General features: G+C 68.1%; 21 protein-coding genes. 8 read left to right on the top strand and 13 right to left on the bottom strand.

The window, feature by feature from the left end; translation table 11 throughout:
• Positions 1-88: 88 nt before the first annotated feature.
• Entirely contained in the window at positions 89-304 is a 216-nt protein-coding gene (locus BU198_RS04605) for a helix-turn-helix domain-containing protein (RefSeq protein ID WP_411293140.1), read from the top strand.
• 510 nt (positions 305-814) lie between these two features.
• Positions 815-1,801, top strand: coding sequence for a hypothetical protein (locus BU198_RS04610; protein ID WP_223243923.1), 987 nt, complete (start codon positions 815-817; stop codon positions 1,799-1,801).
• 7 nt (positions 1,802-1,808) lie between these two features.
• Here BU198_RS04610 and BU198_RS04615 read toward each other — a convergent pair whose 3' ends face one another.
• From BU198_RS04615 to BU198_RS04640, 6 genes are all read right to left on the bottom strand, one after another.
• Entirely contained in the window at positions 1,809-2,231 is a 423-nt protein-coding gene (locus BU198_RS04615) for a hypothetical protein (protein WP_223243924.1), read from the bottom strand.
• A complete protein-coding gene (locus tag BU198_RS44175; protein ID WP_411293141.1) occupies positions 2,212-2,550 on the bottom strand; it encodes an ATP-binding protein in 339 nt (112 codons plus the stop codon). The genes BU198_RS04615 and BU198_RS44175 overlap by 20 nt, the downstream gene beginning before the upstream one ends.
• Positions 2,510-2,656: a hypothetical protein gene (locus tag BU198_RS04625; protein WP_188295533.1), complete on the bottom strand. Its 147-nt coding sequence runs from the start codon at positions 2,654-2,656 to the stop codon at positions 2,510-2,512. The genes BU198_RS44175 and BU198_RS04625 overlap by 41 nt, the downstream gene beginning before the upstream one ends.
• A 6-nt stretch (positions 2,657-2,662) precedes the next feature.
• Positions 2,663-4,840, bottom strand: a complete 2,178-nt coding sequence (locus BU198_RS04630; RefSeq protein WP_188295534.1) for an RNAseH domain-containing protein — start codon at positions 4,838-4,840, stop codon at positions 2,663-2,665.
• Positions 4,841-4,917: 77 nt separating this feature from the next.
• A complete protein-coding gene (locus tag BU198_RS04635; RefSeq protein WP_188295535.1) occupies positions 4,918-5,358 on the bottom strand; it encodes a hypothetical protein in 441 nt (146 codons plus the stop codon).
• Positions 5,355-7,274 carry a hypothetical protein gene (locus BU198_RS04640; protein ID WP_188295536.1) on the bottom strand — a complete coding sequence of 640 codons (1,920 nt, stop codon included), beginning with the start codon at positions 7,272-7,274 and terminating at the stop codon, positions 5,355-5,357. The genes BU198_RS04635 and BU198_RS04640 overlap by 4 nt, the downstream gene beginning before the upstream one ends.
• Positions 7,275-7,300: 26 nt before the next feature.
• Here BU198_RS04640 and BU198_RS44180 point away from each other — a divergent pair, with 26 nt between their 5' ends.
• From BU198_RS44180 to BU198_RS04665, 5 genes are all read left to right on the top strand, one after another.
• Complete coding sequence (locus BU198_RS44180) at positions 7,301-7,645, top strand: 2'-5' RNA ligase family protein (RefSeq protein ID WP_411293142.1); 345 nt, start codon at positions 7,301-7,303, stop codon at positions 7,643-7,645.
• A gap of 253 nt (positions 7,646-7,898) precedes the next feature.
• Positions 7,899-8,378: a hypothetical protein gene (locus BU198_RS04650; RefSeq protein ID WP_188295538.1), complete on the top strand. Its 480-nt coding sequence runs from the start codon at positions 7,899-7,901 to the stop codon at positions 8,376-8,378.
• A gap of 1,079 nt (positions 8,379-9,457) precedes the next feature.
• A complete protein-coding gene (locus tag BU198_RS04655) occupies positions 9,458-10,021 on the top strand; it encodes a DNA-binding protein (protein WP_188295539.1) in 564 nt (187 codons plus the stop codon).
• A gap of 97 nt (positions 10,022-10,118) precedes the next feature.
• Positions 10,119-10,568, top strand: a complete 450-nt coding sequence (locus BU198_RS04660; RefSeq protein WP_188295540.1) for a hypothetical protein — start codon at positions 10,119-10,121, stop codon at positions 10,566-10,568.
• Between the two features lie 134 nt (positions 10,569-10,702).
• The gene (locus BU198_RS04665) at positions 10,703-11,062 is read left to right on the top strand and encodes a hypothetical protein (protein ID WP_188295541.1); all 360 of its coding nucleotides are present in this window, start codon (positions 10,703-10,705) and stop codon (positions 11,060-11,062) included.
• On the opposite strand, the gene BU198_RS04670 is transcribed toward BU198_RS04665, so the two are convergent.
• The 4 genes from BU198_RS04670 to BU198_RS04685 form a co-directional block, all read right to left on the bottom strand.
• On the bottom strand, positions 11,034-11,309 hold the full coding sequence (locus BU198_RS04670; RefSeq protein WP_188295542.1) for a hypothetical protein: 276 nt from the start codon (positions 11,307-11,309) through the stop codon (positions 11,034-11,036). The genes BU198_RS04665 and BU198_RS04670 overlap by 29 nt on opposite strands.
• Positions 11,310-11,664: 355 nt before the next feature.
• Entirely contained in the window at positions 11,665-14,958 is a 3,294-nt protein-coding gene (locus BU198_RS04675) for a hypothetical protein (RefSeq protein ID WP_223243926.1), read from the bottom strand.
• 44 nt (positions 14,959-15,002) lie between these two features.
• Positions 15,003-17,303, bottom strand: a complete 2,301-nt coding sequence (locus BU198_RS04680) for a hypothetical protein (RefSeq protein ID WP_188295544.1) — start codon at positions 17,301-17,303, stop codon at positions 15,003-15,005.
• A gap of 46 nt (positions 17,304-17,349) precedes the next feature.
• A complete protein-coding gene (locus tag BU198_RS04685; protein WP_188295545.1) occupies positions 17,350-18,249 on the bottom strand; it encodes a hypothetical protein in 900 nt (299 codons plus the stop codon).
• 207 nt (positions 18,250-18,456) lie between these two features.
• Here BU198_RS04685 and BU198_RS04690 point away from each other — a divergent pair, with 207 nt between their 5' ends.
• The gene (locus BU198_RS04690) at positions 18,457-18,951 is read left to right on the top strand and encodes a hypothetical protein (protein WP_188295546.1); all 495 of its coding nucleotides are present in this window, start codon (positions 18,457-18,459) and stop codon (positions 18,949-18,951) included.
• A 188-nt stretch (positions 18,952-19,139) separates the two neighbouring features.
• Here BU198_RS04690 and BU198_RS04695 read toward each other — a convergent pair whose 3' ends face one another.
• The 3 genes from BU198_RS04695 to BU198_RS04705 all read right to left on the bottom strand — a co-directional run bounded on the left by BU198_RS04695 (position 19,140) and on the right by BU198_RS04705 (position 21,293).
• Positions 19,140-19,286 (bottom strand): hypothetical protein, encoded by a 147-nt coding sequence (locus BU198_RS04695; protein WP_188295547.1) that lies wholly within the window; start codon positions 19,284-19,286, stop codon positions 19,140-19,142.
• A gap of 650 nt (positions 19,287-19,936) precedes the next feature.
• Positions 19,937-20,374: a DUF6283 family protein gene (locus tag BU198_RS04700; RefSeq protein WP_188295548.1), complete on the bottom strand. Its 438-nt coding sequence runs from the start codon at positions 20,372-20,374 to the stop codon at positions 19,937-19,939.
• 313 nt (positions 20,375-20,687) lie between these two features.
• A complete protein-coding gene (locus tag BU198_RS04705; protein ID WP_188295549.1) occupies positions 20,688-21,293 on the bottom strand; it encodes a hypothetical protein in 606 nt (201 codons plus the stop codon).
• Positions 21,294-21,412: the final 119 nt, after the last annotated feature.

The raw sequence follows: 21,412 nt of genomic DNA on the forward strand, positions 1-21,412 counted from the left end.
ATGGCGCCTGCGGATGGCCGCCGCCTAGCGTGAGGTGTGGACCGGCACTCAGCTGCAGCGACTTCTGGCCGAACGAGCCGGGCTGCAGATGTCCTCCGCGTCTGTGTCCGCGCTGTTCAGCAAGGAGCCCTCCCAGGTGAAGATGCCCACCCTGATCGCGTTGTGCACCGCGTTGGAATGCACCCCCAACGACCTGTTCGAGGTCGACACCACCCCCGTCGAGCAGCCAGCTGTCCCGCCGCGACCGGTCGCCGACCTGCCGAAGGCGGCCTCCGCCCGGGGCCGTTCGATGTCTCCCCTGTGACCCGGAAACGAGGGCGGCATCGTGGGCGTCAAACAGAGCGACTGCACCGGCTGCGGAGCCCCGGTCGGCTTCATCGACCGGCACTACTGCTGCCGCTGCACTGCCTCGCAGAAGGAGGCAGCGGCCCGGGCCGCGTGTCCCCGCTGTGGCCGGCAACGCGTGCTCCAGGCGGACACCGGCCGGTGCATCACCTGCTCACGCCCCCGGCAGGGCAAGCAGCCGCCCCGGGTCTGCGAACAGTGCGGCAGAGTACGGAAACACACAGGCCTGGGACTGTGCTCAGCCTGCTGGCAACGTCACCCCGACCGGCCCTTCGTCCGAGCCGAGCACCTCACCGCCGAACTTGACCAACCCCCGGACTGGCTGCGGGACTTCGCCGCCGATCTCGCTGCCAAATACTCCGTCGGCCGAGCCTGCACGATGATCACTTCCTTGGGGCGGCTCCTCCTGGACGGCCAGCCCAACCATCCCCAGGCCGTGCTCGAACGCTCCCGTCGGCCAGGACGCTCGATGGGCACTCTCGCCCGCGCGCTGGAGACTTTCTTCACCATGCACGGCCTGGCCATGGTCACCGATCAGGCCGAGCGACTCGCGGCCGGCCGCCGCCGACGTCGAATCGACGCCGTCCCCCAGGACCTGCGGCCACCGGTGCAGGCAATCGCCGACTTCATGATGCACTCGCGCGAGCGAGCACGGCGGGCCGGAACCCGACCCCGCAGCGATGCGACCGTGGAGGCGGCGCTGGCCATCGTGCGTGACCTCGCTCGGTTCCTCGCAGGTCATCGAGGCAAGCACGACTGGGCACTGACCGACGTCCACGACATCGAGGCCTACCTCACCAACCAGCCCAAGGCCCGAAAGCGCCGACTGGTCGTGCTCGGGCAGTTCTTCCGCTTCGCCCGGTCCCGGAAGATCGTCCTCGTCGATCCCGCCCGCGGTCTGACCTCCCGAGGACCGAGCGGTTTCACCGGGGCAACGCTGACACTTGATCAGCAACGTGCGCTGTTCCGCCGATGGACCACCGCCCCGGATATCCATCCGCACGAGGCCCTGCTCGGCGTCCTTGCGTTGTTGCACGGCGTCTCAAGTCGCGAGGTCAAGATGCTCCAGACCGGCGATCTCGACCTGAGGGCGAGGACCGCCCGACTCGGCGACCGTCCGCATCCGGTGCCCTTGGACCCGGCGTCGTGGAGCGTGGTCGAACGCTGTCTGGCCCACCGAGGGGCTCAACGAACCAACAACCCGCACGTGATGGTCACCCGCCAAACGAAGTCCGGCCGAGGGCCGGCGTCCACCGCCTATGTCAGCCACGTCCTCGACGACTGCGGCTTCCCGCCCCGCATGATCCGCTGCACTCGCCTGCTCGACCTGGTCAACACGATGGACCCCAAGCTCGTTGCCGCCGCCTTCGGCATGGGCCCCGAAGCCACCATGATCTATCTCGCTGACCACATCGACGAGACCCGCTTGTCGCAGTGGGAGACCCCGAGGACCTGACGTCTCATCAGAGTTGATAGGGGTAGAGGGCGATCTTCTCTCGCTCGACATAGAGCTCGACCCAGGTGCCGCCGACACCCTCCGGCAGTGGAGCGGCCAGGTCCAGCAGGATCTGCGTGCCGTCCAAGTCGAACAGGGCAGCACCGTCCTCCGTGGAGTTCAGCCGTCCCCGCAGGACGACGCAGTGCCCGCCCTGCCGGACCTCGGGCCCGGAACCGGCAGCTGGCTTGGCGTTCCGCCCCCAGGCGATGTCTTCGTCGACAGTCCACTCCACGTGGTACTCGCCCGGCCCAGCAGCGGGATCCCCGCACCAGCGGACCGCGGTGTGCCCGAAGGCCGTCTTGACCTGAGCCAGCAAGGGGCTCCCCGGGAATTGTGCGATCTTCTCTATCTCAACCAGCATCGTTCGATCATGCAGCACCGGCGTCATCGATGGAACCTGCCCCGTTTCGGCGCCACCTGGCACAGGTTCGCCGGAACATGTGCGCTTTCCCGAAGGGCTTGTTCGAGGTGACGATCACGCTGGCTCTCTCGTAGCGGTTCGAGATCAGCTGGAAGAACAGGTTCGCGGCCTCGGACTCGAAGGGGATGTGTTGGGTCGGGGACGGGACGCCGTGCACCCTCTCGGGTGTCGGTTTTCCCGTCCCCGCCCGCCGAACCGGACGTGCCCGTTGGCCGAGCATCCGGCTCTCCACGTGATCCGGTGGATCAGGCGAGGTATTCGCTGACCTGGCCGACGAAGGCCGCATCGTCGTGGCTGGTCCGGCGGAAGCGAGCCCCGTCCGGATTGACCTCGTCGATGTTGTAAGGCGTGCTGATCTGCGCTCCGCGGAAGCGGTAACGCTCGACCCGCATCTTGGGCTACAGGCTGGTCGTCTCCTCCTGCGCGGTGTTCCCGTTCTCGTCGGCGTCTGGGGCGTCTTCGGTGTTCTCTGCGGTGCGGCGGTAGTAGGGGTGGGTGGTGTCCATCCTGCGGGCGAGGTGGAGGGGGGTGGGGGTGCTTTGGCGGACGTCGGAGGTGATGCCCTGGTTGGTCAGGACGGCGGCGACGCCTCCGATGAGGTCGCAGTTGGCGTCAGCGCTCTGGGCGATGACGGTGAACCGGGTGGCGGTGTGGGCGTAGCCGTTCTTGCCCTGGCTGCCGCTGTCGAAGCGTGTCTCGTCCTTGCCGAAGCGGCCGGCGGGGCCGGCGGCCCAGGTGCGGGGGACGTTGACGAGCAGGAGGTCGGGGTAGGTGTGGGTGCCGTCGTCGGTGGCGAGTCGGAAGAGGCTGTTGGTGGTGTCGGTGGCGCGCCAGGTGCCGTCGCCGGTGCGCATGTGGGCTCCGGTGGGGCGGCCGATGCGTTCCAGGTCGCCGATGACGCGGACGGTGGCCAGGGGGCGTTGGGCGCGGGGGAGGCTGTGGCCGGGCAGCCAGGACGCCGGGCGGGGCATGCCGGGGGGCGGGTCCTGGCCCAGGGCTTCGTCGGTGAGGCCGGCCCAGATGTACTCGGCGGAGTCACCGTCGAGGTAGAGCACTGCAGGGGCCGCTTCGGGCAGTTGCGTGCGGGTGGCGATGAGGGCCTGTTCGACGATGTCCGCGGCGGCGCGGGCCTGGAGTGTCTCGTCTCCAGTGGTGGGATAGCTGCTGACGTCCCAAGCGAGGTCGGTGGCGTGCAGGGCGGTGGTGGCCGGGCTGAGGGGCAGCCACTGCCCGGCCTGTGGGCTGTAGGCCCAGATCTGCCAGGAGTCGTCCTTCCCTCCGGTGGGGCGCATCGCGGTGAGGGTGGCGGTGATCGGTGCCGGTTCGGTGGTGCGGCGCCTGCCGGGTGTGTGGCTCCTGGCGTGGCGGCGGACGTGGATGCCGATGTGCCACCAGTTCTCGAGCGGCAGTTTGCCGAACGCGGCGCCCAGGCGGTGGTCGGTGGCGCCGACGCCGCTGAGGATCTCGCGCAGCACGTTCGCGGTCGAGCTGTCGAGGCCGCTCTGGCGGGAGGCGACTTTCTTCGCCCGGTAGTTCTCGTTGTAGGGCTTGCCCTCCCGGGTGTGGGTGGGGATCGGTGGCGGAGCCTGCTTGATGTACTGGGAGGTCGCTGAGAGGCGCGCGAGGGCCTGCTTGGAGGGCCACTTGCCGTCCTCGGCCTCGGCCTTCTCACGGGCTTCGACGCTCGGGTACCAGCGCTCGGGGTCCCAGTCGGTCTCGCAGATCGCCGCGACGCGCGTGTCCTCGCGGGTGTAAGGGGCGAGCATCTGGGCCAGGTCCCGCTCGCGCTCGGCGCTGGTGCTCGGTCCGTGGCCGAGGGCGCCGGCCTTGTCGTGGAGGAAGACGACCTCGATACGCCCGCCAGCTGCGGGTTCGGCGACGCCTTCGACGGCCTTCCAGTCCTCGCCCAGGCCCCACTGGGCGGCGATCGCGGCCTTCACCCGGGCGCGGACCTCGTCGGTGCTCCACAGGACGGGAACGAGGAGGGTACCCACGCCGGCGGCGTCCAGAGCGGCGGGGATCCGTTCGAGGGGGATCGGTCTGCTGATGCGTGAGCCGCTCTCGGTGGGTGGCACCTTGATGCCGGGGACCTCGATGAACACGGGGCTGCGGTGGCTGTACTTCTCGCACCTGGTGTCGATGGCCTCCTCGACGCGGCGGAAGAACTCCATGCCGTGTCCGCGGCCCAGGCCGGGGGTGCGGACGCTGGCCGGGGCGACGGCCCAGACCGGCCCGAGGGCGGTACCGGCGAGGGCGTCGTCGGCGAGGTGCTCGGGGAAGGACGGCACGTTCGAGCTCAGGCGGGGTAGGGTGGCCAGGCGGCGGCTGGCGGCAACCGCAGGGACGTTCAGACGGCGCTTCCACGGCGGGCCGTCGGTGGCTGCGGCGACGACGAGCGGCTGGTCGGGGTTGGCCAGCAGGACGGTGGCGACACCCTTCCAGGAGGTGGCGAGGAGGGTGGTGGCGGCGTTCACGGTCAGCGCGTGGCGCCGGGAGTGCCCGCTGGCGGCGGTGCCGATGGTGATACGGGGCAGCAGGTGGCGCACGATGCCCTTACGGTCGGGTTCGGCGGGCAACTCGTGGCCGACCGCGGCCAGGCGGCCGTCGGTGCACAGGGCGAAGCGGACAGGGGTGCCGTTGTTGCGGGGCCAGTCTAGGGCGGCGAGTTCCTCGGCCAGGCGCCAGCGGGAAAGTTCGCCCGGCCACCAGCCGCGCGAGCGCTTGCCGGCGCGCGGTGGCTGGGGCAGGACGGCGGGCCGGGGACCACGGCCTCGGCCCAGTAGCTGAAGACGTCGCGCCGGTTCTCGGTGCTGATCGGCGCAGCGCACAGGAGTTCGTAGCAGCCGTCGTTCCACTGCCAGCGCGCCCAGGTGCCCGCAGCCGCACGCAGGACGCACTCCAGTGCCCGGTAGGGCGGTTGCACGTCCAGGCCGGAACCGACGGTGCGCTTGTACTCCTGCGCAAGCTCCACGGCCAGGTCCATGACGGGGGCGTCGGGCCGGTAGGCGATCACCTTCCCCAGGTCGGCAGGGGCGGTGCGGAACTGCAGCAGGCGGGCCTGCTTGCGGGCGACGCTGTCCAGCGGGCGGCTCATGCGTACTCTCCCAGGTAGGCGTCAAAGCCCGCGCGCAGCGCGGGCAGCAGGTGCTGGGCGTGGGCGTACTCGGCGATTTCCTCGATGGTGTGGCCGTAGCAGCTGCCGAGCTGGGCGAGGTCGTCCTGCGGGGACTGCTCAAGCAGGCCCCGGACCAGGGTGGGCAGGTCGGATCCCCAGGTGGGGTCGTGGAAGGCGCCGTCGATGAAGTGGAGCTCGACGTGGGTCTGCCCGCGGCGTCCGCGGCCAGCCAACTGGACGCTCTGTCCCAGGAGGGTGGCGACGAGTTCGTACTTCAGCTCGTCGGGCAGGGCGGAGAAGCGCTTGGGCGCGTTGAGGTTGAGGCGCAGGTGCGCGTCGGCAGTCGCGCGGGCCCGGGCCAGGACGGCCGCGGCGTCGCCGCCGGGGACGGTGTCGCACCAGGCCCGGGCGGCGACACTGGCCGCCAGCACCGCCGGGCCGTCGGCCGGCATGACCGGCCGCACGCCCATGGCGATGAGGGTGATGGCCGACACGGCGACGCCCTCGAACACGGTCAGCACGTTCAGGCCCCGCTCGGTGCGCGGCAGCGGCGAGATGAGCACTTCGCCGTCGAGGTCGGCCAGTTCCGCGAAACGGTCCCGGGTGAGCTGGCCGATCGCGTCGCAGACCGGCGGCAGAGAGGGATCCGGGGTGTCCGCGACGGCGACGTAGATCCGCAGCCGCCGTCCGAGGGCGAGCGCGGTGTCGTACAGGGTCTGGGCGAAAAGGCGGGCCTGCCGGTAGGAGTTGACGGTGATCAGGGCCCGCGCGCGATGCCGGGTGCGCTCATCCGCAGTCAGCCGGGCCAGGTCGCGCACCAGACCCGGCGCGTAGCCGGCGGCCAGCGAAACGACCCGCTGGTCGCGTTCGCGGTAGGGCGTGCTGCCGACGGCCAGGAGCTTCCCGTCGGCGATGGGGGTGCTGTTGAAGATGGTCAGGTCGCCCGCAAGGGTGTCGGGCATGGCCCAGTCGGGGCGGGCGATCAGATGGGTGCGTGCCGCGCCCGGCATGAAGCCGGTGGCGGACATGCCCAGGACGGTACGCTGGCGGCCGCTCAGGGCGAGGGAGACGATGCTGCCGAGGAACTGTGTCTCGGTATGGGGGTCGGCGCGCAGCACCTCCATCTTCAAACTCGCGTGGGCGCCGGGGTCGTCCAGCCCCTCGAAGCGGAACCCGCCCAGCTGGCGGCCCAGCGGGCCGAACGGGACGACGGTACCGGCGCCTTGGTGGCCGATCGCGTCGGCGAGTTTGGAGGCGGCCTCGATGCCGTGCCCGGCGAGCTCGCCGGCCCGGTCCGTCAGGTCGAACATCGTGTGGACGATGGCCGTCAGCCACGTCTTCATCATCGGCGCGTGCAGGACGCCCGCGGTGGCCTCGATGCGCGTGACTGCCCGCCCCGGCTCCAGCCCGCCGGGTGCGCGCTGCACCGGCACCGTGGACGCAGCAGGTACTTCGTCGGCCTCACCCTCGGCGGCGGCGTAGGCGGGCAGCGCGGCGCAGACGATCTCCCGCAGTTCCTCCTTGAGTGGGGCCAACTGCCACTCTCCGCCCTCGTCGATCGTGAGCATCCGCTCCAGCACACCCGGGACGGGCAGCAGCCGATCCGGCAGCACGGCAGAGGAAGGCCGCTCGCCCGGCCGGGTGGCCACACGCGGGAGCAAGGCTTGCAGGCAGTCGGCCTGCTCGGCGGTGGCCGCGGCCTCGGGATCCGCCCCGATCAGGTCCTCCAGCAGGTGCCGGTCCCATTGGTGGGGCTGATACCAGCGCTTGCGATCCTGCAGGACCTGCCGGGTCCGGCGCGGGTCCTGCCCGCGGGCCATGGCCCGCGCCTGGGCGACCTCGGTGCAGACCTCCTCGCCGGCCACCAGGTCGAGCAGCTGCTCGGCCAGGAACACCGCCCGGGTCAGGGGCCGGCTCGCCCATCGCCTACCGCACCGGCGTACGCCTCGACCTCCACCCCGACGGCGAACTCGCCGCCCTCCAGCACCGTATCCGCGGCGCCGTCCACCGCGTCTTCGGCCCGGACTCCACCGACTACCCGCTCGGCGTGCTCCACATGACCGCCGCCTACGCGGCCGCCGACACCGACACCGACAAACTCGCCCAGGCCATCCACCGCGTCCGTCCCGGCCACGCCCCGTTCACCGTGGACCGGATCATCATCATCGAGGTCTACTGGCTCCACGGCCCGCTGCCCGGCCGCAACGACCTCTTCGGCCGGCGGATCTGCTGGGACACCGTCGACACCATCCCGCTCCAGGGGTAGCCGCGTCCCGCCGTACGGGGCGAAGTGCCCGGCGGGCCAGTGGGGTCGGCGGGCACTTCGGATACGGGCCCGCAGGCTCGCTTACTGTCCCCATAGGTAACTGTCCGAAATGGCCGTCGCCGGTGCACGGGCAGGACGCCACCGCCGGCCGTCGTGCTGCCTCGGATCCACTGAATCGCCCTCGCCACCCCGAACTGGTGAACCAACCCGGAAAGGCCTCCACAGAGCCCGCACGTCCGGTAGAGGTGGACGCGTGACGGAGACAGACCACCCGTGGATGGTGGACGCGAAATGGCGGGGGATAGACCTGACGAGGGCCTACCTGACCCGGGACCGAGCGCAGGTCGCGACGCGCCTCGACGGCTTGGACGAGGAACGACGCGGGTTCGTACTCGCCCTGCTGGGCTACTACTACTACTACTACCACGACCTCCTCGGCGAGCTGGGGGAGCCGCCCATGAACGTGACGGACCTCCACACGGTGGCCGCGGTGGCGCCCGTGGACACCGAGTTCGAGACGACGACCGCCGTACGCCGGATCGCCACGACGGAGGTGAGCTTCAGCGAAGCGATGACCGACCTCGGGCTCGCGGACCGCATCCACATGCTCGCGGTCTGCATCGCGGTCATGCTGACGGATGTACTCGGGGAAGCGGGCGCCGTGGCCGCCCTCGATGACGAAGCCGCCACATGCGAGCGGCAGGGCTACCCGAGGCCCCACACCGGCACCTGACCCGCCCTGCCACCGGGTCAGATGTCGTCGCCGAGGCCCAACTTTGCCCACCACGGCTGGTCGGGCTGCTGCTCCCACTCGCGGTCCGGGACTTCCGTGGACCGGCGGTGGTGACCGGGCGTGGTGCCAGCCCGTGTAACCCCGGGGTGTCTGTCGCGGCTTCTACGCTCGGGACCATGATCCCCACCAACCCCTCCCTGAGCAGCGGCATGTCCGCATCCAGGCGACCGGCCCGACCGCCCGTCTGGAGATCGACGACCACGACATCGCCGACAAGGCCCACTCCTACGAGCTGCGGCACACCGCCGGGCAGCTGCCGGAGCTCCAGCTGCTGCTGCGCCCAACCTCCGCCCCCGAGTGGGAGGGCACTGCGCGCGTCGTCGTCGGCGAAGCCCCGGACCCGGGCCCCGCGGCCGCCGCGTTCCTGCGCGCCCTCGACCCCGCCGAGATCGAACGCTCTGTCCTCGCGCGGCACGACCTTCTCGACGGCGGCCCGCACGAGTTCGTGCGTGCGCTGCTCGTCCAGCTCACCGAGTGGGCGCTCGGGGTGCCGCAGCCCGGCGAGCACGGCGTGGTTGACGGCTGATGGCGCAGGTGAGCAGCAACGCCGGGGTTCTGGCCGGGCAGTTGAAGGCACGGGCCGCCGTCGCGGTGCCGGCAGCGACGGCGGTGGTACGGCATCACGCGATGCTCCTGGAGACCGCGATCCGAGCCGGAGCGTCCGGGCGCCCCGGCCCGGGAGTTCAGACAGGCGACTACCGGCGCTCCTGGACGACGGAGGTCCACGCCACCCCCACCGGCGTGGAGGCGGTCGTCGGTACCGCCCGCCCGCAGGGCCTGCGTCTGGAGTACGGTTTCTCCGGGGCGGACGGCCTCGGCCGGGCGTACCACCGGCCGCCGTTCCCGCACCGCGGCCCGGCTGTGCAGCGGATCGAGCCGAGCGATCACAGAGCATTGCAACTCCATGATCGCCAAGGTCTGTGCCTGCTTTGCTGCCGGGGCGCCACCGCGCCTATCTGCGCGAGTTCTTACTCACTTACGATCGCTCCATGCCATCGCCCCTTCCCACGGCCCTCGCTGTGTCCGACGCCATCACCCACTACCGCCAACTGCGCGAGCTGACCATCGACGAACTGGCCTACGTGCTCTTGATGTTCGATCATCCGATCTCGGCCGACGCCATCGCGGAGATGGAGCGATGTGCTCGCCCCGTGACCGTCGACGATCTTGTCGCGATCGCCTATGTGCTCGACACGACCCCCGCGGTGCTGCTGTCGCACATCCCTATCGACATGCCGGAGCCCGAGGGGCCTTTCGCCACCGGGCTCCCGGGTGACGTCGACCCAACCGAGCTCCGTGCCTGGATCGAGGGGAAGACCACTCTCGACCGCGAGTCGCGGGTGCGTTGGTGGGGAGAGCGGGCTGGCCGTCTCAGGGTCCGGTCAGCGCACCACGAGGAACAGCTGCAGGGGGCGTACGCAGAGCTGCGTGAACTCGGCGACGCGGCAGTCCAAGAAGCAAGTGCCCCGCCCGTGCAGCGTCTGCGGTGGCGCATCCAGGACGGCGAACACGCGCTCAGTCAGTGCGAGGTCGCCCTGGCACTGACTGAGCATCGGCTCAACAGCCTCCGGGAGGGCGCCTGAGAGGCGGTCCCGATCTGCCAAAGTAACCTGCACATGGGTATTTTGACTGGCCTTCTATCTCAAACGGACTATCCGGAACGAATGAAGGGGGATCGCCGTGAGCATCACCAGGACCGCACGTAGGGTGCGGGCCACGGTCGCCGTGTCCATCTCGGCCCTGGCCGCGGGCTCACTCATGCTCACCGCCTGCGGCGCAAGCAGCGACAGCGCGGGCAAGCTCGACGGTACCTATTACGTCAAGGACGTCAACGGCACATCCGAACTCGGCCAGCTGGTCGTCAAGGGCAACAGCATCTCGCATCATGAGTACACCTGCGATGGTGTCTACGAGGAGCCGGGCGTGACCAGTACTGGCGAGTTCAACAAGGATCGGTCCCAGATCATCTGGACGGTCACCGGAGAGGACAGCCGCAACAAGCGGACCGGCAGCGAGTCCATCTCAACCAGCGATACCTCGATCAGCATCAGCGGCAGCGCGTACGTACGTGACAACTCTGATGCCGGCAAGGCTCTGCTGGGCGGCTTCAAGGTCAAGTGCCGGAAGTAGCGTCGACGTTTCACTCGGCCGGCCGCGCAGCACAGAATCCCGTGGGTATCGCGTCCATGGGGTTCTGTCTCTCCTTAGCTGATCAAGCCTCTGGCGTCTACGGTGGATTGTCTCGTTTTCGGGCTCCAGCGGAGGTGGCCCTGGATGAACGCCCGCAGTTCGCCGCTCTCCCCGGGGCAGATCTACAGGGCGGTGTCCTGATCCCGGCTGGAAGGCCCGACGACCGACTGCCGCTGAGCCCGCTGGAAGTGCTCACCGGTCGGTACGTTCACGGCGAGAAGCAGAAGGCGTGGTGGGATCACCTGACCACGCTCATCGAACTGGAAGCCTTGGCCGCGGTGCAGGCCGACCCGGAGGCTCCCGTCGACGCGGTACTCGCGCTCGTGCCCGATGTGCACGCGGCGATCGATTCCGTTGGTGCCAACCTGCGGGTCCGGGTGCCGGAGGCCCGCCGCGTAGGGCGCGTCAGCAGCCCTGCGGAGCACCCGGGATAGCCGTCGCGTCCTCGTACCGGAACGCCTCGTTCACCAGCCAGGTGAGCTGCTTGGCGGCATCTGCCCAGTCGCCGTCCTCGAGCTTGGCCGTCCCGTACCCGTAGGCGTACTCGGCCATGCGGCTCAGGACCGGGTCCTGGTTTGCGGCACCGATGTCGCGGAGGAAGGCGAAGTACCTCTCCAGTTCGACGTTCAGATCCTGCGCTTCTGTGCTCTCGCCCGCCGGTATCTCGTTGCTTTTGGTCATCCGTCGAGGGTAGGGCCCGGGCCCGGGAAGTCAGTCACAGACCGCCATGTCGTCCTGGCTGCTTGATGCGCGGCGCACAGACGTGGCGCGCCGGCTGCATGTCATGGCCGAGCGCGAACTCGGCAAGATGATGCAGCCTCAGCTCGAATGAGAGGGGGCGGTAAGGGTCGCACCTATGCACAGAAGGAGAGCAGGCCGAGCCGAAGCCGAACTTGCCGTGAAGCCTCGGCCCGGGCCCCATGCCCCGCTCCTTCTCCCCGTACTGTTCGAAGGACTGACGCACCCGGTGCGAACGATCGCGATGATCGTTCGCACCGGGTGCGTCAGTCCCCCACGTTCGCCTTCGACCGGACGATCAGTCCTGTGACTCCTCGCGCCGGCCCTGACGAGGATGCCCCGTCGGCGACTGCTGCGGTTCAGGGGTCTCCACGTTCTGAGGGGACGGATCGGCAACCCGGCGCGAACGAGGATGCGAAGCCGGGGCCTGCCGCGGTGAGGGGTTCGGCGTAGGAGCCGGAGGCTGCGGTGCGGGCGCCTGGCGCGGCGTCGGCGTTGCCGCCTGGGTCGAGCCCGGCTGATGCGCTGCCTGCGTCCGAGTCGGAGTCCGCGGACCAGGGGCGGCCGGAGTCTGACCCGAGGCCGGAGTGGCCACGGGGCGAGGATCCGACGTGCCAGCTCCCAGCCGCTTCGGGGCGGGGGTGCCCTGAGCGAGGCGCGTCGGATGCGCGCTCGGGGCGACCGGATGCCCGGAAGCAGGAGCCGGGGCAGGCGCAGCGTCGCCGCTGAAGCGCTGCGGTGTAGCCGGCCGGTTGTGCGTCGGGCCCTTCTGGCCAGCGCCAGCCTTACGGTCTGTGCCGGTCGGAACAGATTCGGTGCTACCCGCACCGCTCTGGCCCTGAGCGACACGGCGAGGCCCCGACAGATCCGTGGACGAGGCCAGAACCGCGCCGGGGATGACCTTGTTGCCGTCCGAGGTGTACCCGAGGTTCGACAAGCCGCCCTGGTTACGCAACCCCTGCGCCGTCTGCTTGTCCGAGTGCGAGCTGCCCGCTCCGCCACTCGTCAGCTGCAAGGGACCACCCTTGCCGTCGGGCCCGTCGCCGTGAGCACCGGCGGAACCACTGCCACCCGGAAGAGTCTTGACGCCGCTGCTGCCGTCGGAGCCACCATCAGGACCACCATCCAGCACTGGGCTACCCGGTCCCTCCTGGCCGTCACCCCCGAGGGCCAGAGGTTGCTGACCAGTGGTCAGCCCCATGGTGTCACCGTTCGTGCCGCCGGCGTTCGTCGACGCAGTCTTGCCCGCGGGCTTGCCCGTGCTCGGGGGTACCGGACCGCTGGTCCCGCTGTTGAACCCGTTGGCGAGCTTGTTGCCCATGGCCATACCCGCCCCAGCCCCCGCACCCGCGGCCAGAGCAGGCATCAGCCCACCCTTGTCCGGCTTCGGCGTGCTGTTCGTCTCGAGGAACTTGTCCACGAGTTTGGTGACCACCTCGTCCATCGCCTGCAGCACAGTTTTGCGAACCCGTAGTAGAGCGAAGGTGATGCCAATGATCACCAGCGAGGAGATCAGGGTGAGGATCACCACGATGATCCCGCCGAGCACAGCGCTACCCCACAGGCCGCCGGGGCTCATGAAACTCGACACGGGTCCAGCCATGATGCCCGGGACGGAGATCAGGAACTCCGAGACGAACTGGTAGATGAACAGCGTGATGAGGACCTCCAGGATCAGTGCCGTGGAGTAGACGATCACTTTGGCGATCGCCTGCAGCGCGCCCAGCGTCGCGAAGGGCACGGCGGCCACCAAGCCGAAGATCCGTTTGACCGAGCCTGCCAGCATGCCGATGGCGTACCAGAAGCCGAGCAGGACGATGGAGCCCAGAACCGTGGCCGCGTTGCCCCAGTACATGAACTTCGCCGGCCCCGTGCCTACCTGGCTGACGGCCATGTGGTTCTCACGGGTGAACCCGCTGGTGGCGTTGTTCGACGAGTACATGGTCAACGAACTGGAGCTGAACCCGGTGTTGAGGTAGTTGTACGCCGTCAGCGGGGACAGGTTGCACGAGGAGGGCGTCTTGCCCACCGTGAAGCCGCAGCCTGCCTTTGTCCCCGTCGTGGTAAAGACTGTCGAGTCCTGACCGGGACGAGAGGAGGTCAGACCCGTGCTGTCGGTCGAGATCACTGGGTGATTGACCGGTTTCGGCCCCTTCTCCTCACCGAACTTCTCTACGTCGCCGTAGCTGTTCTTGTCGACGAACCAGCTCTTCTTGACATCCGAACTCTCGTCCAGCTGTGTGATCGAGCTCTTGATCCCCGACTCGAAGTCGGAGGCTGCTACCTCGCTGCTGGCGATGTACTTGCCGATGATCCCGAAGGTGGAGAACACAGCCTTGAAGTCGTCCGAAGCATTGCCGCCGGTGACGGAGACCGTGCCCTCCTTCCACGCGGACTCGGCGTCATTGGCCTTCGTTCCGATATTGATGCTGTTGAACGTCGCCCCGTGGGACTGCTTGTTGATCGCCAGCGCGCTCGTGCGGACCGACATCATCGCGTCCGGGCTCGCCTGGTCGCCGTTCCAGGAAACAGTGGCCTGGTCCGGAACCCCGAGACGGTCATTCATCATCCATGCCTCGAAGTCGACGTAGGTGCTCAGCACGACGCGCGTCGGGCCGGCGTGCTGACCGAGAACGGAGTCGTCGAACTTGTTGAGCACGCTGGAGTACATCGAGCCGACGAGCGGCAGGCCGACGCCGATGAAGACGACGCGCACGGTGAGCTTCTTGATTGCCGAGCCCCGGTCCATTTTCTTGAACAGGACCAGCCCGATGAGCAGGAAGCTGATGAAGATCGGCACGAGCGCCTGCCATGCGATGTCGACGAGCAGGCCGTACCAGCCGCTGATCCAGTGCTGCAGACCCGCAAGCGCGCCGCCTCCGGTATCACCTCCGGTCATGCCCTCGGCAAGAGCCGGGCTGATCGCCGCCACGGCGCTGTAGAACCACATGAAGGGGTTGATGAGCTTCAGGAACTGGATGATGACGTAGAACAACGTGCCGACCGCCAGCGCCAGGGCGTAGAGGATCCAGATGATCGACCCTCCGATCACGCTTACGATCTGGCCGCCGATACCTGAGGACATCGTGTCCAGGCCGAGGTCAGCGTTCGCGGCCCCGAAGTGCGCATAGTCGAGCATGCCCGAGTACTTCGCGTTGCTCTTGTCATCCTTCGCGGCCAGGGTCTCGTAGGTCACGGTCTGCGAGGACCCTGACACCTCGGCGAAGAACCAGCCCACGATGTTGCCCTGGCTGAACTCCGGGTCGGCGTAGCCGAGCATGGAACCGCCCGAAGCCGGGCTGGACGTGACCGGCTTCCAGTTCTCGTGCATGCCCTTGTCGTTCTGCGGCGAGTTCTTCTCGCTGAAGTACGAGCTCGCGTTCGAGGTCAGCTGGTAGAGGCTGTAGTTGTCGCGCTCCTTCTTGTCATCCGCGGACGCCGGCGAAGAGGTCGCCAGCATAAAGGCCGACACGAGCAGCGTCGCCAGGAGTACGAGGGCGAGCCCGCGTGTGAGCCGACCCGGGCGGACCGTACCACCGCCGTGGCCGGCCCAGGCACGCAGCCGCTCCACCGCCGTGATCGTCCCGTTCATCGTTGCTCCCCTACTCCTCGCCCTCGTATCGGTGCTGGCCCCGCTCATGTCTTGACCAACTTCTTCGGCCTGGTCTTCTCTGCTGGTCGCCTTGCGCCGTTTTTGGGCTGCCGCAGGCTCTTGCCGTCGTTACGCCTGCTCGCGTCGTCCTGGTCCGCGTCAGCTGTATCGTTACCGTCCGTGCTGTGCTTCCGAACGCTGGTCAGGTTCGCGCCAGGCGCCGGTTTGTCGCGCATGATCGTGTTCATCCGCGCCATCTCTGCGGCTTTGGCTGCCTCCAGGCGGACCCGCCTGCGCTGGGCCTCGCGGTAGGGATTGATCCCCAGAGCCAGATCCAGGTGGAAGACCACGTTGGAGACGCCTCGGCGCAGGTACGTGAGGTTCTCGCCCTTGGTCGTGATGAGCTGGGCGAGATCCGGGGGGATCCGTTGGTGCAGCTGTTTCTGGTACTCCGCCACCGCTCCGTCGCGCATCGGGCCGACGAGTGTGTAGTCCGCGGCGTCGAACTTGTTGAAGTCGCTGTCGGCCAGCATCCTGTCGACGTCGTTGTAGCTGTAGACCACCCGGCCGCCACGCTCGTGCATGTGGTCGAACTGATCCTGGATGTACCTCTTCACCCGGTCGTCGATGTGTTCGGTGCCGTGGATGATCACCGTGTCGCCGAGTCCCAGCTTGCCGACGGCGAAGCCGACGATGTTCACCAGCTGTGCCATCGCCACGCCCTTGCCGCGGCGCATGAGCCGCGAGAAGTCGTAGACCACGCGTCGGGAGTCCCGGACCCCGTCCACAGCCGAGGCCGTGTGGTTGTTGAAGAGGTCGCCGTTCGTGCTCAGCATCGCGTTGGCGATGCCTTTGAGCACGTTGTACGCGCGCAGCTGGTCCGCGTCGGTCCTGGTGGAGTTCAGCAGTGCCTTGTGCGCGGTCGCCAGGTAGGAGATGAACATCTGAAGACGCGGCACCTGGGCATGCGGGATGTTCACCACCCGCAGGCGGTGCCGCTGCTCTTTGGCGTTGTGCCGCCACATACCCTGCTCGATGTAGAAGTCCGTGGCGGTGTCTTCGAGGGCGCTGCGGATGATCGAGCCGACGGCACCATCGGTGGTCTCGTAGAGCTGCTCGAACATCAGCTTGAGCTTCTCCATCTGGGCTGAGAAGACCGTCAGTTCGTCCTCCTCCTCGCCGAACATCTCGAACATGTTCACATCGCCCTGGTTCAGGTCCACGCGCGAGGTGAGCCGTTCGAACGTCGGGCCGAGCTTGTCGAGGTTCGCTCCGTCAAGGACGAGGTGGACGACCTGGCCGTTGTTCAGCAGCGTGGCCTGCGAGATTTTCGAGCACCACATGTTGGCCACCCGCTGGCGGTCGAGGTACTCGCTGAGCGTGGCGTCGGCGACGATCACGTGGTGCTCGTAGGCGTCGACGTCCATGAGCACGGCGCTGTTGTTGACGTCGCCGACCATGTAGCCGACGTACTCGCCGCCCTTGTCGTTGAGGCCGTTGGTCACCAGCGAGTACGAGCCGGCCAGCTCGGTCGAGGTGAAGTGGAAGCCCTTGCCTTTCTTCTTCTCGTTGTTCTTCCACAGGCCCGAGAGCTCCTGGCGTTGCTCGCCGGCATAGGGCGCAGCCTTCAGCGTGCCGAAGCGGTCGATGTACAGGCGCGTGACCCGGTCGACCGTGTCGTCCAGGGTCGCCAGATCGGGGGCCTTGAGGAAGAGCCGGTTGTGTACGGAGAGATAGCTCGCGCCGTCCTGGAGCTCTCCGATCGTTATCCCGAGGTCACCGGAGATCTTCGCGGCCTTGCGCTTGGAGGAGGTCGTGCCCGTCTCCTCCTGCTCGCTGATATCGAGGCGTTCCAGCTTCTCCGACTGTTTCGTGTATGAGTCGATCCACTTGTCGTCCATCCGCTTGACCTGCTCGAGCACGATCGCGGTGACCCGCTCGTCCAGGCCGTCCGGGATCCGGCCGATGCCCCAGAAGGCTGCGAAGTCGTCGTGCGCGGCGTCGTCGTGGAAGTACGCCAGGATGCAGGCGACCGAGCTGTCGACCTCGAAGTAGTCGGAACGGAAGAGGTACTTCTCCTTCGGCTTCAGTGCGAGCAGATGCGGATGGGCGTCGAACGTGCCCTGGAGGTGCTTGACCTCCCGGCGGCGCTGCCACCAGTTCTTCTTCGGTTCAGGGGCCTCATCGACGAAGCCGTCAGCTGCCTCACTGCCCCGCACGCCCTCAGCCTCAGCAACGCAGTCCGCGCGCGGGTCATCGACCACAGGCCCCGCGGTGTCATACGTCCCGTCAGGCTTCTTCCCCGGGATGCCGAGCTGTGTCCGGACCTTCGTCTTCAGCGCCATGGTGTCCTTCGTTCGTTCCTGGTCGTGTCGGTCGGCCTGACGCCGTTCAGTTCGGCGACGCCTTGAGACTGGGCACTTCGTCGTCGATGCCCTGGTAGAAGGCCCGCAGCATCGGCTCCGCATCCTCGCGGTCGAGCCTTGCGGCTTCCTTGATCATGAAAGTGGAGCCGCCGACCTCGGCTTGGAAGACCTGGTGCCCCTTGCGCAGTGCATCGGCGTTCTTGCCCTTGAGCAGCAGGTACTGGTGGATCGAGGGGAACTTCCCGCCCACGTGCTGCGTGAGGATGTCGTACTGCTCGTTCTGCAGCTCGAGCAGGTCGGGGTCACGAACTTCCAGAGCCTGGTTGCGTCGCTCCAGGTTCGCCACCTGGTGGTAGACCCGCTGCGGCTCCTTCGTCGTGATGAAGGTGTGCTCGCAGGTCGTCTCGATCTTGCGCCAAAAGGAGTCGACCCGGTCGAGGATCCCGATCCGGTCCTCGTCGAAGAGCAGATAGCTCGCCGAGCCGACGATCAGGTAGACCCGGCCTTCGCCGCCGTCGGAGAAGCGGATCAGCCCGTCCTCGTCGATCCCGTCGATGCCGACGATCGAGTAGAAGTCCGTCGGGTTCGAGCTACGACGGGCGAGGACGTGCCGGGCCTTGTGGGGCAGATACGCCAGGAAGGCCGGCACCCGCATGATGCGCAGCTCCTTCGTCTCCATCAGCCCACCGAAGTAGACGATCGCCGCCAGTCCCCAGAGGGCGAAGAATGTGATGGCGACTGGGCCCGAGCTCGCGACAAACGTCGACGTGCTGAACCACAGCAGAGCGAGGAGGCCGCCGCCGAAGAAGAGCAGCTGCTTGATCGGCGAGGGCTTCGCTGCCCAACCTCCCTTGCTCAGTGTGATCTCGTGGTCGAGGAAGCTCCTGTTCAGCGAACTCGGCACCTTGTAGGACGGTTTCGCCATGAACCTCTCATCTCCCCTGTGACTCCAATGGTCAGTGATTGCCCTATTGAAAAGACTTCATATGCGAGGTGCGTGAGTGGAAGCCTATCTTAGAGAGGTCATTCGAATCGAGAGTGAAAGGATCTCGGGTGGCGGCGTATGGCGAGTTGGACTAGCGAGTCCTAGTCACCGGATGGCTGACAGGCCAGTCGCGCCGCAGGAGCTGAGGTGCTCAGCCCACCGCTACCGCTTCGAGAGGGCACCCGTGAGAAGTACGGCTATGGGTTGGGCCTTTGGATCGGGTTCCTCAACGCGGTCGGCGTCGGCTGGAACAGGGCCGGCCTGGAGGAAATTGACGGGCTCAAGTTCTGGCGGATGACAGACCAGGCGAAATCTGCGCGGGTGACCGGATCGACGGTGCTCGACGACCTGGGCGCCGTCAACGCCTTCTACGAGTGGGCCGAGCCATGCCACCAGGTGGTAAACCCGGTGACCAGGGTGGTGCTGCGCCGGTCCCACACCGCGCAGGCGGCGCCGTTCGAGGCGACACCTCACGTGGTGCGCAACTGCGGAGTCAAGTGGCTCGACCCAGGCGGCTACGCCTGCTGGAGAGACGTGGCCTGGGCGGGCTCGATCGGAGTGGCCGGGAGATCGCGCGCTTGCGCGGGCGCAACACCCAGCGGGACTGCGCCTTCGCCGACGGCCTCTACGGGACAGGACTGAGGCTGTTCGAGTGGGCGGGCGTGCTGCTGCCCGAGCTTCCCGACGAGGGCAGCGGGCGGTCGTACTACACGGCCCGGCTCGCGCCGGCCTGCGCGAAAGGCGGGCGGGGCCGCCGCGGACGCCCCGCCCGGTGCTGGCCGGCGCGCTGGGCTGCTGAGAGGGCGAGCGCGCGGCGGCCGTTCGCCTTCTCAGTGGCTGAGCCGCTGCGAGAAGCTGGCCGGATGCTGCTGCACCAGGTGCTGGCGCGACGCCGGGTCGCGCTGGTGGACGGGGGCGGGCGCGGTGTCGCTGGACGTCCTGGGGCCGCGGGACCGGGGGAGGATCTTCCCGCGCACCCGCTACCTGGCGGCACTGGAGAACCCGCCGACCGCCCCGGAGGGCCTGCGAGCGATCCACTCGGACGCTCGATCTTGCGGTTCGCGCCTACCGCCTCGCGGGAGTTCGCGGCCTGTCTGGTCCAGCTGAAGGTTCCCAAGCCCGGGGTGAAGGTGCCGAGTTACACCGAGCCGGAGTTTCGCCGGACCACGACGAAGCCGGGTCGGACCTGCGGGCCGCCGCCACGCGGATTCGCACCGCCCGCGAGGACCTGCGACTCTCGCGGGCGGGAGAGGTCGACGAAGCCGACCGGGCCGCGCGGAGCGGGGTTGGCTGCTGGACCACATCGACCGGCTCGGGGGCGTGCCGCGCTACAAGAACCCGTGGGGCTCACGCGCGTCGGAGAAGGTGCGGCGGGCCGGCGGCGGGATCAGCGCCTCGATGGCGAGCCTGCACCTGACCCACGCCGAGATCGGGGCGGCAGGGACCATGATGATCTCTACACCCAGGTCATCCAGGGCCTCCGGATCGAGTTGGACGAGCTCCGCAGAGCACCATTGCCCGCCAACGTCCACCGCCTGCCCGCCCTCTCCCCGGAGCGCCACGCGTGACCACGGCGAAGACCCGCCGCGCCTGCCGCCAGGCACTTTCTGCAACTGGAGTCGATGGATCAGGAGAACTTGATGTCGGCCCGCGCGCGCGAGATCTTCTCGATCAGCCGAGTTGCATCTTCCCCCGGCGTCTCAACGCCAGCCTGTCCATGATCGGCAGCCTCGTCCCCGGACGCGAACAGCGGCACCGGAGAGACGTAGTCGACTACAGCGTCGAACACGGCGGGACTGATCCGCTCCTTCCGAAGGGCCACCCGGAGTGCCAACGAGTGCCGACTGTCGTGGCATCCCGCCCATCCACCGCAGATCCGCTTAACACCGTCGGCCGGGTCCAGCTGATGACAGAGGAACACCTGTACCGGCTGCTCGGGCGTCGGAGCGTCGTACCGGCGCAGCTTCTCGTATTCGTCAGAAGCCCAGACACCCGAGAGCACGTCGCGTCGATAGGGGCAGCTCTCACACGGCCGAGGTGAGGGTGGGCGCAACAACGAGGACATGCCGCAAGTATGCCTAGGCCCAGGACCAGCGACGCAGTGAACCGACGAACTCCCCAACGACAGGACACCAGGAGACACCGAGCGATGCACCAGCTCCAAACGGGGGACAGAGGGGTATTTGCCGGGTGGTGGGGTCGCGGCGATGAAGTCAGCGCTCAGCACGTCCGCGTAGGGGGCCAGCTTCTCGTGGGAGGCCACCACTGGCTCTGTTCACGTCGCAGAGCAGCGTTTCGACAGCAGTTCGGGAGGCAGCACCTGAACCGGATGCTCACGAGAACCGGCAGCACCTCGCCGGTAACCGGTAGGACGCCGACTACCGCCCGCTCGGGGCACAGGACAAAAGCGCTGGCCACGGGCGTATGTGGCAGCCACCACCGCGTCGTTGCCGAGCGCCGGCGGGTGACTCCCGTTCTCGTGAACATCGAGTCGTCCGGTCTGCGAGCGCCTCCCAAACCCGCGAACATCTGACTTCACGAGTCGTGAACAAAGCCACCACCACGGCGCGCACGATCCGGTTGATCGTGTCGGAGCGGGCCAGGCGAGCGCCCCGGGCCCGGTTGGAAGACCCGGTCAGTAGCGCGCCCCGAGAGAGGTAGGTGCCGTGGGCGGGGCTGATGACACGGCCGGTGAGCGGGTCGGGCTCGTACGTCCCGGCAACGGTCCACCCGACGTAGGCGTCCAGGGCGCGGGCGGCGTCCCGGTTGACGGTGACGGTGGTCAGGGCAGTGTTCTCCGCGTTCTTGGGCTGTACCTTCCAGCTGGTTCGGAAGCCCTCGTTGACCCGGTCCTCCAGGTCGAGGGCGAGGATCGTGCCGGGGCGTAGCTTCTCGTGCCCGAAGTAGCTGTTGAGCAGCAGGTAGATCAGGGCTCGGTCGCGCAGAGCGTCGCGGCCGGTCAGGCGGTCGGCAGCATGCATCATCCACCTCGGGCCGTCGCCCCTCAAGCCGGTGCGCTTGAGGTCGGCCGGCACAGGGGCCCCGACGAGGCGGGCCCGGGTGAGTTCGGTGTCGACCCCGTCGGTGACACCCAGTGCGAGCA

The organism is Streptomyces sp. CBMA156, assembly GCF_014596515.1.
Taxonomy (GTDB): Bacteria; Actinomycetota; Actinomycetes; order Streptomycetales; family Streptomycetaceae; genus Kitasatospora.